Source organism: Streptomyces sp. NPDC001970 (assembly GCF_053594115.1).
Genome location: NZ_JBSFDW010000026.1, coordinates 122,178 through 135,848, shown reverse-complemented (window position 1 = coordinate 135,848; position 13,671 = coordinate 122,178). Strand labels below are relative to the sequence as shown.

Below are 13,671 nucleotides of genomic sequence, written 5' to 3'. Positions count from 1 at the left end.
GAGATCGGCGCATCGGTGGCAGAGGCCTTCGGCACCGACGACCGGCCCACGGTCGAGGACTACTGCCGCACCAACGGCATCGACTTCACCTGGCAGCCCGACGGCAGCCTGCACACCCGCCAACGCAGGCGTGCCGTGGTGGCCCACCCGGTCACCGGACAGCGGTGCTGGTTCAACCAGATCGCCTTCCTCAACGAGTGGACGATCGCACCCGAGGTACGCGAATACCTGATCGAGATGTACGGCGCCGACGGCCTGCCCTTCAACACCCGCTACGGCAACGGCGACCCGATCGACGAGGACACCATCCAACTCCTCAACAAGGTGTACGAGGAGAACACGGCACGCGAGCCGTGGCAGACCGGCGACCTCCTGCTCGTCGACAACCTCCGCACCGCACACAGCAGGGAACCCTACGAAGGACCACGCGAGGTACTCGTCGCGATGGCCGACCCGGTACACCTGGCCGACACGGCACCCACACTCCAGGGAGGTGCGGCATGACCACCGCCCATTCCACCTCCACCGCAAGGGAGTCCGCCATGGCCCAGCCGGTCACCGTGCCCCCGTTCGCCGTGATCTCCGGCGCCCAGGTGCAAAACGTCCTCGCCGGCCGCGAGAAGGACATCGTCGAACTGATCGAGGCCACCTACCACCTGCACGCCGCAGGCGACTCGGTCAACCCGCCCTCCTACTTCCTGCGCTTCCCCGACCGCCCCTCCTCCCGCATCATCGCCCTGCCCGCATCCATCGGCGGCCAGGTACGCGTCGACGGCCTGAAATGGATCTCCAGCTTCCCCGACAACGTCCAGGCAGGCATCCCCAGAGCCTCCGCCGTCCTGATCCTCAACGACCACGACACCGGCTACCCCTTCGCCTGCATGGAAAGCTCCATCATCAGCGCCACCCGCACCGCCGCCTCCGCCGCCCTCGCCGCGGACCGGCTCTCCCACGGCCGCCCCCGCCCCACCCGCATCGGATTCTTCGGCACCGGACTGATCGCCCGCTACATCCACACCTTCCTCACCAGCACCGGCTTCACCTTCGAACAAATCGGCATCCACGACCTGTCCCCCGACAGCGCCGCCGGCTTCCGCACCTACCTCGAACAGACCGGCACCACCGCCACCGTCAGCCTCCACGACAACCCCGAGGAACTCATCCGCGTCAGCGACGTCATCGTCTTCGCCACCATCGCCGCCACCCCCCACGTCACCGACCCGGCATGGTTCGACCACAACCCCCTCGTCCTGCACATCTCCCTGCGCGACCTCGCCCCCGAAATCCTCCTCACCTCCGCCAACATCGTCGACGACGTCGAACACTGCCTCAAAGCCGACACCTCACCCCACCTCGTCGAACAACTCACCGGCAACCGCGACTTCCTCACCGGCACCCTCGACGACGCCCTCACCGGCCGCATCACCCTCCCCACCGACCGACCCGTCATCTTCTCCCCCTTCGGCCTCGGCGTCCTCGACCTCGCCGTCGGCAAATACGTCTACGACGAAATCGCCCGCACCGGACAACTCCACGTCGTCAACGACTTCTTCCACGAACTACGACGCCACGGATGAACGGTCGCAAGCCCTGAACGGGCGAGCACGAGTCCGCGACGTCGTTGCCCGATGAAAGGAAAGGAGGCTCATGCAGCACTTATCCCTCGCAAGACCGTCGGTCAATTCGCCGCGGGTCAGCACACGACGCCGCGGCCGCTGACACAGGGCTCCCCCGTCCCGCCCGATGGGGCGGAGGGTCTCGCCGCAAGGACGAGAAGCCCGCCGCCACGGTCGTCGGACGTACCGACAAGTGCCCTGCTGCAGATGAGGAGGCCATCGTGCCAGTCATATCCGTTCCGTATGACTTCAACGAGGACGAGCTGTATGTCGACCTTCAGTCGATATTCGGGCACTCGCTCTTCCTGAAGTGTGAGGGCTTCAACTTCGCGGGCTCGATCAAGTTGAAGGCCGCGATCGAGATGGTGGAGACCGCCGAGCGGGACGGAGTCCTGACGCCGGATTCGATCCTGGTGGAGTCCTCGTCCGGCAACCTCGGCGTGGCACTGAGCATGATCGCGGCGAGCAAGGGCTACCAGTTCCTGTGCGTGACGGACTCTCGCTGCAATCTGTCGACCAGGCTGATGATGGAGGCTCTGGGCAGCCAGGTGCACGTCATCGCCGGACAGGAGGCCAACGGCGGCTTCCTCGGCGCCCGGATCGACTACGTCCGCGCGCTGTGCGCATCGGACGACCGGTACGTATGGCTCAGCCAGTACACCAATCCGAACAACTGGAAGGCGCACTACCGCAGGACGGCGCCGGAGATCGCCCGCGACTTCCCGGGCCTGGACGTGCTGTTCGTCGGTGCCGGTACCACCGGAACGCTGATGGGCTGTGCACGCTACTTCCAGGAATGGCACCGCCCGGTGCGGATCGTCGCCCTGGACAGCGTCGGCTCGGTGATCTTCGGTGGTGCGGCAGGCCGCCGGATGATCCCCGGACTGGGCATGAGCATGCGCCCGCCCCTGCTCGACGAGGCGTGCGTGGACGAGGTGATCCTCGTCGAGGAGGCGGACACCATCCGCGCCTGCCATCGTCTGGCCAGACACGGATTCCTGTTCGGCGGCTCCACGGGCACGGTGGTCAGCGGAGCGATGGACTGGCTGGACCAGCACGGCCGGCGAGGACTCACCGCGGTGGCCATCGCCCCCGACCTCGGCGAGCGCTACCTCGACACCGTCTACCACACCAACTGGCTGCACGCTCTCTACGGTGAGGACGTGCTCGACGGCGTGCTCGACGACGACGTGCTCGACGACGACGTGCTCGACTACGACGACGAGCCGTCCGCCGATGCCCCGGCGCCCGACCCCGCGCCACCGACACCGTACCCGGGCAGTCGGCAGCAGTAGGCAGTGGTACAGCGCCCGGGACGGGCACTGACGAAGGCCCGGATCAGAACGCCAGGAAGTCCCTGGCCGCGGCCGCACTGCCGCAGCGTCCCAGCCGCCCTCCCCGATGACCGCGGTCACGTGTGCCTCCGTGATGACCGCGGTCACGTCTGCCTCCGTGACGTCACCGTCCGCGGCGATCAGTGCGTCGACGGCGCCCTGGCGAGCCGTCGCACCGCCGGGGCCCGCCGTCCGGTGAGCACGGTCGACCTCGTACCCACGCTCATCGAGGCCGCCGGCCTCTCCGTCCCGGAGGGCGTGCAAGGCCGGTCCTTCCTTCCGCTGGTCGGCGGCGGGGACGACCCGGGCCGGCCGGACGAGGTGTTCGTCCAGATCAGCGAGTCCCACGTGGGCCGAGCGCTACGGACCGCCCGGTGGAAGTACGCCGTGGCCGCGCCCGACCGCGACCCGTGGGAGGACCCGGACGCCGAGCGTTACGTCGAGACGGAGCTCTACGATCTGTGGGCCGACCCTCATGAACGGGACAACCTCGCGGGACTGGCCTCGCACCGGGACATCGCCGACCGGCTCGCCGAGGCGCTCAGGCGCTGGATGATCGAGGTGGGCGAGGCACCACCCGTGATCGAACCCGCACCGGTCCGCGATCCCGGGGTCGTCGCGTCGACGCGGAGATCCGGGACCTGCCGTGGGACAGGCTCCCCTTCGCCCACCGGTCCGCACCGTCACGCCCCTCCCTCTGAGGGAGGGGCGTGACGGCGGGGCGGCCTCCGCGCGCTCTGTCCCCGTGCTACGCCCGGTCCGTCCCCGCGCTACAGCGGGATGTCGATGTCGAAGACGGGTCCGACGGCGCGAGGGGGCGGTGCGTCCAGGTTCTCCAGGACGTGGAGCATCGGGACGTTGGCCGCGGCGACCGCCGCGGTCAGGGTGTGGTGGCCCGCGCGGCGGGCCACTTCGGCCGCGTGCGCGGCGAGGGCGGTGCCCAGTCCCTTGGACTGCCAGGCGTCCTCGACCAGCACGGCGAGCTCGCCCACTCCCTGCCGGTCGGTCCGCATCACGTTGGTCATGGCGATGATGTGATCCGTGCGCTGCGCAGGGGTGGTCACCAGCGTGGTGCCGCGCTCCGGGTCGGACAGCAACCGCCACCCGGCGGAGGAGAGCTCGGGTTTGCCGGCGTGGTAGCGCTGGGCCCGGCTGCCGGGGGAGCAGCGCCGGTGCAGCGCCTGGACCGGTTCGAGGTCGGCGGGGGTCACTTCACGGGTCCGGGTGGCGGTGCCGTCGGTCAGCGTGATCGGGTACACGGCGTCTCGGCCGGCGTCGGGCATGCGACGGTCTCCTGAAAGTGGCATACGGGAGTGGTGTGCGGGCGGACCCCGCGGGACGGGTGTCCGCCTCGGCACATGAGCAGTCTTTTGCCACCTCCCGCCCGACTCAAGGCAGGTTCTCGCCAAAGCGATTACGCTTCGCACTTCAACCATTACCGAACGCAGTCGTCCGCCGGGCCGGATCGCAGGGCCGCGGCCGACCGTCGCCGCTCCCCCGTGCGGGTGCCCGCGCGGACCGTCCGGCGGCGAGGGTGCGGGAGGCCCGCCAGGCCGTGGCTCCGGCGGGGCGTCGTGGACCGGAGGCGGATGACCGCGTCGGGAGGCCGCCGCCCGGGGCAGGGAGGAGGAGGGCTTCGCCGCCGCCGGCAAGGGTGAGGCGCTGTACGAGGGCGAGGCCGAGGCCGGTGCCGCCCTTGGGAGCGTCAGGTGCGTGCCCGAAGCGGTCGAACGCGCGGCAGCGCTGCTCGGCGGTCATCCCCGGACCCTGGTCCTGGACCTGCATCTCCGCTCCGGTGGCGGTGAGTCGCCGGGACGCCGAGGATCCGGCTCGATCTGACCGGGGTGGCGCACTGGGACCATGCCTCGCGCAGCCAGATCGAGGAGTTCGTGGCCCAGCTCCGCGGCTCGGACGTACGGGTGGAACTGCTGCGCCCGAGTCTCGACGGTCCCCGCCGTCGGGCCTATTGACGGATATCCGGGGCCAGTTCGAGAATGACACGTCATTCCGCCTTCCGTGTTCCGCCGACGTGAGAGGTGTCCCCCGTGCCCAGAGGCGTGGTCGACAAGCGGGACGCGATCCTGCGCGCCGCGGGGAAGGTCTTCGCCGAGCGCGGCTACCACGCGACCGGGATCTCCGACATCGCGCGCGAGCTCGGCGCCGGACACGGCACGTTCTACCGGTACTTCAAGAACAAGGAGGACATCGCTCGGAGCGTGGTGGCGCGAGCGCTCGGCCGCGTGTCCGACGCTCTGTCCGACGAGGATCCCGGCTCCTGCGAGACCCTGCCGCAGTACCGGGAGCAGGTCAGGCGGATCGGCCACAAGCTGTTCGACCTCGTCGCAGCTGAACCGGAGTTGTGCCGCATTCTGTTCTACGACGCGATAGCGATCGACCGGTCCGAGCCCTCCGTCGCCGGCCGAGCGATGGAGGCGGCGGCCGCGTACACCGCCGCCTTCATCCGCAACGGACAGAACCGCGGCTTCCTGCGCCGCGATCTCGACGCGCACGTGGTCGGGCTCGCGGTGAACGGGATGATCGTGACCGGGGCCGTGCGGCTGCTGCATGTGCAGGACCCCGGCGCCCTGCGTGACCCGTGGATCCACACGGTGGAGACCCTCATGTTCGACGGCCTCGGCTCCTCCTGAGCCGCAGGCTCGCAACGACCGTTCATTTCTTCTGCCCTCGAAGCGGAATGACGTGTCATTCCGGAAGGGAGAGCACGATGGTCCAGGTCGACGTCTTCTGGTCGTACGGCATCGGCGCGAGCTTTGCCACCGCCGCCGCCTACCGGCTCGGCAGCAACGCCGGCGCCCCCGGCCGCCGCGCCTTTCGGTGGTCGGACCCGTATCTGCTGGGCACCGTCCTCTACTGCGCGGTGCTGTTCGCGCCGAGCGGTGCATGGCTGCTGTGGGGCTTCCCGGACTGGGAGACCATGCAGGTGGCACACGGGCACGGATCGCTGCCCGCCTGGCTGGTCGCGCTGTTCGCCGCGACCAACGTGAGCCAGGGCGTGCTCGGTTACCGGGTCGCGGCGAGGCTGATCGCGGCCGGCCGTGTGTACGCTGCCTATCTCCAGGCCGGAGTGGGGTATTTCGGGATGTTCTTCATCCTCGTCCACGGCTGGGACGGGCGGGGCTACCAGCGGTTCTTCTCCGCGGACCGGGAGACCTTCGCACACTGGCCGGAGAGTCCGGGCCTGGGAGAAGCCCTGTCCCGCGTGGGCGACTGGCTGGTCTCGCCGGTCGCGCTGACGCTGTACGGGATGGGAGCGGTGCTCGTACCCGTGATGCTGGCCATGATGGCCTCGTGGCTCCGCTCGGGACGGAGTGAGCCGGGCAGCGGTGCGGCACCGGGTCGACTCCGCATCGTGGGCGGGGTGCTGGGTGCCGTCTTCGGAGTGGCGCTCGGCAGTGCCGTGGCCTCCAGCGTCCTCGTCCATCTGCTCGGCTGGTGGCTCGGTGTCCCCGCCGCGGCGGCCCTTGTCGCCGTGCTCGTCGTGCGCCGCGATACGGGTGCGGCCCACTGCGCCTTCGGGCTGCTGGCGCTGCCGGACCGGGCCGGCGGCCGCCCGCGGAGCGCGCCGGCGACGGGGTGACGACGGTGCCCCGTCAAGGCTTCCGGGGTTCGTCGAAGCCGACGTGGTGGGCGGCGGCCATGGCCCCGGGCGGCAGCGCGGCCGAGGTGTTCGGCGCCTGCGGCGGGAACCGCACCCGTGCCGAGGCGGAACCGTTGTCCGCCGACGGCGCGCACGTCGGCCTTCTGTTCGAGCGTGCTGTGGCGTGCGGGGCCGGTGCGTCCTGGGGTCCGGGGCGCACCGGCTCCCGAGAGTGCGCCCGGCTCAGGCGCGCGACGTGTCGGCCGCGGCGCAGGCCAGGTCTCCGGGCCGCTCGACGCACTCGCGCCCTCGACGGCCGCTGCACGCCGCACCGTCCTCGCCGGCCAGGCCGCCCCGGTGCACCTCGTCGCCCGGGTCCGCGACCGCATCGCCAAGCCGCCCGTAGTTGGTAACCCTCCCCCTTAATGTGCATGCGAGATGCGCATTTGATAGCGTGCACGCGTGAGGTTGACGAAGTTCAGCGATCTGGCGTTGCGCGCGGTCATGCGCCTGGCGGTCGCCCGGGACGGCGAGTCCCTGACGACGCGCGAGGTGGCCGAGGCGATGGATGTGCCGTACGCCCATATGGCCAAGGCCGTGGCGCGGCTCCAGCATCTCGGCGTCCTGGAGGCCCGGCGCGGCCGGGGCGGCGGACTGGAGCTCACCGGCTTCGGGCGCGGCGCCTCGGTCGGCTGGCTGCTGCGCGAGCTGGAGGGCGAGGAGGAGGTGGTCGCCTGCGAGGGCGACACCCCGTGCCCGCTGCGCGGCGCCTGCCGGCTCCGGAGCGCTCTGCGCGCCGCCCAGCAGGCGTTCTACAGCACCCTCGACCCCCTGACCGTGTCGGACGTCGTGGCGTCCCCCACCGGGCCGGTCCTGCTCACCCTCACAGGGCGGGGCACCGCCTGAGATTCCCGATCACCGGTCCCGGACCGGCGGGATCGCACTCCCAAAAATACGAAGATCACTTACCACTTTGGAGGTCGATGTGCTCTCCGAGCAGTCCGTCCCTGTCGTCCGTGCCACTCTGCCCGTCGTCGGCGGGGCGATCGAGGAGATCGCCGATCAGTTCTACCGCAAGCTGTTCGCGGCCCACCCGGAACTGCTGCGCCACCTGTTCAACCGCGGCAACCAGGCCGACGGAGCACAGAAGCAGGCCCTCGCCGGCGCCCTGGCGGGCTTCGCCACGATGCTGGTGGACCGCCCCGACACGCGTCCGGACGTTCTGCTCACGCGGATCGCCCACAAGCACGCCTCGCTCGGCATCACCTCCGACCAGTACAAGATCGTCCATCGGCACCTCCTCGGCGCGATCGCCGACGTGCTCGGCGACGCGGTCACGCCCGAGGTGGCCGCCGCCTGGGACGAGGTGTACTGGCTGATGGCCAACGCGCTGATAGCCCTGGAAGCGCGGCTCTACGAGGAGGCGGGCGTCGCCGAAGGCGACGTCTGGCGCCCCATGCGGGTGACCGGACGCCGGCAGGAGAGCCCCGACATCGTCTCCTTCACCCTCCTCCCCGCCGACGGCGAACCGGCCGGCCACTTCCTTCCCGGGCAGTACGTCAGCGTTCAGGCCGAACTGCCCGACGGGGCACGGCAGATCCGCCAGTACAGCCTGTCCCGCGGCCCTGGCCACACCGAGTGGCGGATCAGCGTCAAGCAGATCCACGGCACGACCGGACCCGACGGCGAGATGTCGTCCTGGCTGCACGAGAACCTTCGGGCAGGAGACACCCTGTTGGTGTCCGCGCCGTTCGGCGGCCTGACCCTGCCGGGCGGTGACACTCCGCTGCTGCTCGCCTCCGCGGGCATCGGCACCACCCCCATGCTGTCCATGCTGTACGCGCTGGCCGCCCCGGAGTCCGGCCGACGGGTGATCGTTGCGCACGCCGACCGTTCCCCCGCCGACCACGCTCATCGCGACGAACTCGCCTGGCTCGTCGAGGCACTGCCGAACGCCGAATGCCACCTCTGGTACGAGACGGCGGACGGCACCACTCCCTCTGCGCGGACCGGGCGGACGGACATCGGTGTGCTCGACCTGCCCGAGGACCTGACGGCGTACCTGTGCGGCCCTCTGCCCTATCTCCGCGCGGTCCGCGGTGACCTCCTGCGCCGCGGCGTACCGGCCGCGGACATTCACTACGAAGTGTTCGGCCCCGACCTCTGGCGGGGACAGGACTGAGCGCCCGGGCCGGTTTGCGGCCCTCCACCCGCAGGCGCACGGTGAAGAGAGGTGTCGTCACGCAGCGGGCGCGAAAGGGAGCAGCCGGCCATGGGCACCACGTCCGACGAACGGAAGGGGCAGGGGTACGACGCGACGCCGTTCCCTGCCCGGCCGCCGTGCAGGGCTCGCCGCACTGCGCAGGGCCGCGGCCGGATGCCGTGGGTGCCCGCTGCACGAACACGCGACACAGACGGTATTCGGTGAGGGCGACACCTCCGCACGCGTACTCCTCATCGGGGAGCAGCCCGGCGACCAGGAGGACCGGCAGGGCGGACCGTTCGTCGGCCCGGCGGGCACGGTGCTGGCGCGGGCTCTGGAGGAAGCGGGCATCGACCCGGAGCAGGCGTACGTCACCGACGCGGTGAAGCACTTCGAGTTCACCGTCCCGGAAGGCCGCAAGCGCCGCATTCTCAAGGCCCCGAACCTGCGGGAGAAGACGGCGTGCCGGCCGTGGCTCCTCGCCGAACTGCGGCTCGTGGCCCCGGAGGTGGTCGCGGCACTCGGCGCGACCGCCGGAAAGGCCCTGCTGGGCCCGGGGTTCCGGGTCACCGGGCAGCGGGGCGCGCTGCTGCCGTGGCCCGGTCTCGACGGGGACGGCGATGCCGGCAAGGGGATACGCGGGCCGGTGGCGACCGTCCACCCGTCCGCGGTGTTGCGCGCCGACGACCGCGAGTCGGTGTATCGGGGCCCTGTCTCGGATCTGCGGCTTGTCGCGGCGGTGTTGGAGGGCCGGGGCGGTACCCAGGTCTCATGACGATTCAGCATCCTGCCGACCGCGGCGGCGACAAGCGCGGGAAGTTCGAACGGCTGGCGGAGCTCGCTTCGCATCTCACCAGCTCACCGGCGTTCTTCGGGTTCTGTCTGGCGCTCGTCGCCGTGGTGGTCGCCGTACACCTCTCCGGGCTCGCGCTGAAGTGGCAGCTGTTCGCCGGAGAGTGCATGACCGCCGTGACGCTGCTGCTCATCGCGCTTCTGAAGAACTCGGAACTGCGGGCCGAGCGCGCGATTCAGCGCAAGCTGGACGCCATCGCCGCCGCACTGCTCGAAGCGCAGCATGGCAAGCCCGGAAAGGCGCACGAGGACCTGAAGACTGCGATCCGGATGGAGGAGGACACCTGACCTGCTCCCGCCCGTGCGGGGACAGGACCACACCGGTGACGGTCCCGCGTCCACGGGCGTGCCGCGAGGCGGGCACGCCGGCCCAGAACCCGGGCGCGGTGGAGGTGGCGGTCCGTGTGCGACGGCGTCGCCGGTCGAGCATGGCCGGCGCCCGCCTTCGACGGCCACGGGCGGAAGGTGACGCACGCCCGGGTCGGCAGGTGCACCAGGGTCACCGAGTCGCCGCACCCCGTGTGCGTGACCGTGCCGCCGCCTGGCCACTTGGACGCGGTGCACCCAGGCGGGGTGGGTGACCGGCGTGTCCTTCTGCAGGAACCGGGGCCCGTCGAAGCCGTCGGGGAGCCGTTCCGGCATCAGCGACGTACCCGTACCGGCCGCCGGTGGACACCGGTGACACCGCCGGGCGGGTGCGCCGGAAGCCACCGGGACCGACGATCCCCTGCTGCTGAGCGGCGGGTCCCTCAGCGCACGACGACCCGTTCCACGAGCAGTTTCACCGCCGCCGCGATCGACTCCGCGTCGATGCCCGAGGCATGCAACTGCTCCTCCGGCGTCGCGGACGCCGGCATGTTGCGTACGGCCAGCCGGACGAGCCGCGGTACGGGGCGCCCGTCCGAGAACGCGTCCGCCACGGCGTCGCCGATCCCGCCCTCCGGGTGGTGGTCCTCCACCGTGAGGAGGCATCCTGTCGCCCCGGCCGCGTCGTTGAGCGTGTCCACGTCCACGGGCTTCACCGAGTACAGGTCGATCACCCGCACCTCGATCCCGTCCGCGGCGAGCGCGTCCGCGGCGCGCAGCGCCTCATGGACCGTGACTCCGGCGGCGACGACCGTCGCCCGGTCGTGGTCGCTGCGGCGCAGCACCTTGCTGCCGCCGACCGGGAACTCCTCGTCGGGACCGTAGATCACGGGCGTCTCGCCGCGGGTCGTCCGCAGATAGCGGACGCCCTCCAGCTCCGCCATGGCCGCCACCAGCCTCGCCGTCTGGTTGGCGTCGCACGGGTACAGGACCGTCGACCCGTGGACGGCGCGGAGCATGGCCAGGTCCTCCAGACCCATCTGGGAGGGGCCGTCCTGGCCGATCGCCACACCCGCGTGCGAGCCCACGAGATTGATCCCGGCCCGGCTCACCGCGGCCATGCGGATGAAGTCGTGGGCCCGGGTGAGGAACGCGGCGAAGGTCGACGCGTACGGCAACCAGCCGCGCGCCTGCAGACCGACCGCCGCGGCGACGAGCTGCTGCTCGGCGATGTAGCACTCGAAGAACCGGTCCGGATGCTCCTTCTTGAAGTACTCCGCCCGGGTGGAGTCGCTGACCTCGCCGTCGAGGGCGACCACGTCGCCCCGTGCCGAGCCGAGGGCCGCCAGGGCACGCCCGAAGGCCGTGCGCGTGGCCTCCTTCGTACCCGGGTCGAAGCGGGGAAGCTCGCCCCGCCCACTGCCCTGGGGCTGCTGGGGCCGCTCGGCCGGCGGGGCCTGGACCTCGACCCGTATGTGGCGGGGACCGCCGAGTTCCTGGATCGCCGCCTGCGCGTCCGGCACCGGCTTGCCGTGCTTGCCCTCCTGGTCCTCCACGGCGGCGACACCGCGTCCTTTGCGGGTGGCGGCGATGACGGCGACCGGTCGCTCCCGCACCTCCACGGCCTCGGCGAACGCCTTGTCGACGGCTTCGACGTCATGGCCGTCGACCTCGACCGTGTGCCAGCCGAAGGCCCGGAGCCGGCGCGCGTACGCGTCCAGGTCGTGCTGGTGCCGGGTCGGACCGCGCTGTCCGAGCCGGTTGACGTCGACGATCAGCGTCAGATTGGCCAGCTTCTCGTAGGAGGCGTGCTCGACGGCCTCCCAGACGGAGCCCTCCGCCATCTCGCTGTCACCGGACAGCACCCATACCCGGTACGGGATCCGGTCGAGGTACTTGCCGGCGAGGGCCATGCCGACGCCGACCGGAAGCCCCTGGCCGAGTGAGCCGGTGGCGACGTCCACCCAGGGCAGCCGCGGCGTGGGATGCCCCTCGAGACGGCTGCCCAGCCGGCGGTACGTCAGCAGTTCCTCCTCGCCGACCGCGCCGGCCGCCTTGTAGAGGGCGTAGAGCAGGGGCGAGGCGTGCCCCTTGGAGAAGATCAGCCGGTCGTTCGCCGGGTTGTCCGGGTGGTCGAAGTCGTAGCGCAGATGGTGGCCGAGGAGTACGGCGGCGAGATCGGCCGCCGACATCGACGAGGTCGGGTGCCCCGAGCCCGCCGCGTCGGCCACCCGCACGGAGTCCACCCGCAACTGCTGGGCCAGTTCGCTCAGTTCTTCGTAGCGCATGTCACTCCTCTTGCATGTCACCCCGTGGGCGGTGCCCCCGGGAACCTGGCCAGTTCGGGAGAGGCCGTGTCCAGCGGCACGGACCAGGAGTGGACCAGGCCGAGCTGCACCGCCTGGCGCGGCAGCGCCGTGTCCAGCAGCCAGTCGGCCGCCACCCGCACCCGGTTGCCGGGCATTGCCGCGAGGTGGTAGCCGCGGGTCACCGCGCCCGCGAGGGGTCCGGACAGCGGTACGCCCAGCGGGTTCGCGGCCGCCTGCACTCCGCCCAGGTCCACGGCGAACCCCAGATCGTGGTGCCGGTAGGCGCGAGCGGTACCGTGTCCGAGGGATGCGGCGACATTGCGGGCGGCGACCTCGCCCTGACGGGTCGCGTGCTGCGCGGTCATAGGGGTCAGTTCGAAGCCGCCGTCGCCGTTCCCGGAGCGGGGCCGGGTCAGGTCGGGCACGGCGGCGGCGTCGCCGCAGGCGAACACCTCGGGGTGCCCCGGCACGTCGAGCCGTGGCGTGACGCGCAGCCTGCCGCGATCGACGGGCAGGCCTACGTCGGCGACGAGCGGATCGGGCCGTACGCCGACGCACCATACGAGCGTCCTGGTCGCGACGAACTCGCCGTTGTCCAGCCACACACCCTCCGGGGTGGCCTCCTTGACGGACGTACCGGTGCGTACCTCCACGCCCCGGCTGCGCAGTACCCGGTCGGCGGTCCGGGACAGGCGCCGGTCGAGCTCCGGCAGCACGCGCGGCGCGATGTCGAGGAGCAGCCAGCGCGGGCGGGTGTCCGGCGAGCGCCAGGCCGCGCTCCGGGGCGGCCTCGGCCGGGCCATCTGGGCGTGGAGCGCGTCCGTGAACAGCTTGCCCTGGGCAGCGACCTCCGTCCCCGTGTACCCGGCGCCCACCACCACGAAGGTGCACCGCGCCGCGCACTCGCCGGCGTCGCCCGCGGACGCCGCCAGCTCGGTCTGCCGGGTGATGTGGTCGCGCAGATAGAGCGCTTCGGGCAGCCCGCGGAAACCGTGGGCGTGCTCGCTCACTCCGGGCACGGGCAGAAGTTTGTTCACACTGCCGACCGCGAGCACGAGCCGGTCGTACGCCAGCTCCCCGTGCCCGCCCTCCGGGTCCGTGTAGTGAACGCGGCGCTGCGACAGGTCGACCTCTGTCGCCTCACCGAGCACGAGCCGCACCCGGGGAAGGGTGCGCACGAGTGACACGGTCACCCTCCGTGGCTCGAGGATTCCGGCGGACACCTGAGGCAGCAGAGGAAGATACAGAAAGTAGTCGGTGGGATTGAGCAGGACGATCTCCACCCGTTCCCGGGCCAGCAGCCGGGAGAGCGTCCGAGCGGTCCTGTGGCCGGCGAATCCGGCTCCCACGACGACGACCCGGGGCACGGGGTCCCGCGCCGGCTTCCGGGATGCGGGCTCGGTCTGTGCGGACTGGGTCGGTGTGGGTTGCGTCTGTGTGGGCCGGCCTTGTG

General features: G+C 71.2%; 15 protein-coding genes and 1 pseudogene. 12 read left to right on the top strand and 4 right to left on the bottom strand.

The features are described from left to right. From ACWCP0_RS27960 to ACWCP0_RS27945, 4 genes are all read left to right on the top strand, one after another. Positions 1-504 (top strand): TauD/TfdA family dioxygenase (locus tag ACWCP0_RS27960; RefSeq protein ID WP_451081538.1); only part of this gene is annotated, 504 nt, incomplete at its 5' end. Continuing rightward, positions 501-1,577, top strand: coding sequence for a 2,3-diaminopropionate biosynthesis protein SbnB (gene sbnB, locus ACWCP0_RS27955; protein ID WP_451081537.1), 1,077 nt, complete (start codon positions 501-503; stop codon positions 1,575-1,577). The genes ACWCP0_RS27960 and sbnB, both read left to right, overlap by 4 nt. Before the next feature lie 260 nt (positions 1,578-1,837). Beyond that, positions 1,838-2,911, top strand: coding sequence for a 2,3-diaminopropionate biosynthesis protein SbnA (gene sbnA / locus ACWCP0_RS27950; protein WP_451081536.1), 1,074 nt, complete (start codon positions 1,838-1,840; stop codon positions 2,909-2,911). A 120-nt stretch (positions 2,912-3,031) separates the two neighbouring features. After that, positions 3,032-3,664 (top strand): sulfatase/phosphatase domain-containing protein, encoded by a 633-nt coding sequence (locus ACWCP0_RS27945; protein ID WP_451081535.1) that lies wholly within the window; start codon positions 3,032-3,034, stop codon positions 3,662-3,664. Between the two features lie 56 nt (positions 3,665-3,720). On the opposite strand, the gene ACWCP0_RS27940 is transcribed toward ACWCP0_RS27945, so the two are convergent. After that, positions 3,721-4,233, bottom strand: coding sequence for an N-acetyltransferase family protein (locus ACWCP0_RS27940; RefSeq protein ID WP_451081534.1), 513 nt, complete (start codon positions 4,231-4,233; stop codon positions 3,721-3,723). 145 nt (positions 4,234-4,378) lie between these two features. Further along, positions 4,379-4,708, bottom strand: coding sequence for a hypothetical protein (locus ACWCP0_RS27935; RefSeq protein ID WP_451081533.1), 330 nt, complete (start codon positions 4,706-4,708; stop codon positions 4,379-4,381). Between ACWCP0_RS27935 and ACWCP0_RS27930 the strand changes: the two genes are divergently transcribed. The 8 genes and pseudogenes from ACWCP0_RS27930 (at position 4,664) to ACWCP0_RS27895 (ending at position 9,891) form a co-directional block, all read left to right on the top strand. Next, a complete protein-coding gene (locus ACWCP0_RS27930) occupies positions 4,664-4,789 on the top strand; it encodes a hypothetical protein (RefSeq protein WP_451081544.1) in 126 nt (41 codons plus the stop codon). The genes ACWCP0_RS27935 and ACWCP0_RS27930 overlap by 45 nt on opposite strands. Positions 4,790-4,794: 5 nt before the next feature. After that, entirely contained in the window at positions 4,795-4,920 is a 126-nt protein-coding gene (locus ACWCP0_RS27925; RefSeq protein ID WP_451081532.1) for a hypothetical protein, read from the top strand. 75 nt (positions 4,921-4,995) lie between these two features. Further along, positions 4,996-5,598 carry a TetR/AcrR family transcriptional regulator gene (locus ACWCP0_RS27920; RefSeq protein ID WP_451081531.1) on the top strand — a complete coding sequence of 201 codons (603 nt, stop codon included), beginning with the start codon at positions 4,996-4,998 and terminating at the stop codon, positions 5,596-5,598. 77 nt (positions 5,599-5,675) lie between these two features. Further along, complete coding sequence (locus ACWCP0_RS27915) at positions 5,676-6,548, top strand: hypothetical protein (protein WP_451081530.1); 873 nt, start codon at positions 5,676-5,678, stop codon at positions 6,546-6,548. 462 nt (positions 6,549-7,010) lie between these two features. Continuing rightward, positions 7,011-7,454: an RrF2 family transcriptional regulator gene (locus tag ACWCP0_RS27910; protein ID WP_451081529.1), complete on the top strand. Its 444-nt coding sequence runs from the start codon at positions 7,011-7,013 to the stop codon at positions 7,452-7,454. A 79-nt stretch (positions 7,455-7,533) separates the two neighbouring features. Next, complete coding sequence (locus ACWCP0_RS27905; protein WP_451081543.1) at positions 7,534-8,730, top strand: globin domain-containing protein; 1,197 nt, start codon at positions 7,534-7,536, stop codon at positions 8,728-8,730. 90 nt (positions 8,731-8,820) lie between these two features. After that, positions 8,821-9,526, top strand: a pseudogene (locus ACWCP0_RS27900) (UdgX family uracil-DNA binding protein). Continuing rightward, complete coding sequence (locus ACWCP0_RS27895; protein WP_451081528.1) at positions 9,523-9,891, top strand: low affinity iron permease family protein; 369 nt, start codon at positions 9,523-9,525, stop codon at positions 9,889-9,891. The pseudogene ACWCP0_RS27900 and the gene ACWCP0_RS27895 overlap by 4 nt, the downstream one beginning before the upstream one ends. Before the next feature lie 461 nt (positions 9,892-10,352). Here the strand turns inward: ACWCP0_RS27895 and ACWCP0_RS27890 are convergent, their stop codons facing one another. Together ACWCP0_RS27890 and ACWCP0_RS27885 are read right to left on the bottom strand one after the other, a co-directional pair. Further along, complete coding sequence (locus ACWCP0_RS27890; RefSeq protein WP_451081527.1) at positions 10,353-12,197, bottom strand: transketolase; 1,845 nt, start codon at positions 12,195-12,197, stop codon at positions 10,353-10,355. 17 nt (positions 12,198-12,214) lie between these two features. After that, positions 12,215-13,567 carry an NAD(P)/FAD-dependent oxidoreductase gene (locus ACWCP0_RS27885; protein WP_451081526.1) on the bottom strand — a complete coding sequence of 451 codons (1,353 nt, stop codon included), beginning with the start codon at positions 13,565-13,567 and terminating at the stop codon, positions 12,215-12,217. Positions 13,568-13,671 lie beyond the last annotated feature (104 nt).

What these genes read in the sequence shown, in the direction of transcription:
- sbnB (WP_451081537.1), top strand. Translation starts at nt 501, where the DNA reads ATGACCACCGCCCATTCCACCTCCACCGCAAGGGAGTCCGCCATGGCC.
- ACWCP0_RS27940 (WP_451081534.1), bottom strand. Translation starts at nt 4,233, where the DNA reads ATGCCCGACGCCGGCCGAGACGCCGTGTACCCGATCACGCTGACCGAC.
- ACWCP0_RS27935 (WP_451081533.1), bottom strand. Translation starts at nt 4,708, where the DNA reads ATGACCGCCGAGCAGCGCTGCCGCGCGTTCGACCGCTTCGGGCACGCA.
- ACWCP0_RS27915 (WP_451081530.1), top strand. Translation starts at nt 5,676, where the DNA reads ATGGTCCAGGTCGACGTCTTCTGGTCGTACGGCATCGGCGCGAGCTTT.
- ACWCP0_RS27895 (WP_451081528.1), top strand. Translation starts at nt 9,523, where the DNA reads ATGACGATTCAGCATCCTGCCGACCGCGGCGGCGACAAGCGCGGGAAG.
- ACWCP0_RS27890 (WP_451081527.1), bottom strand. Translation starts at nt 12,197, where the DNA reads ATGCGCTACGAAGAACTGAGCGAACTGGCCCAGCAGTTGCGGGTGGAC.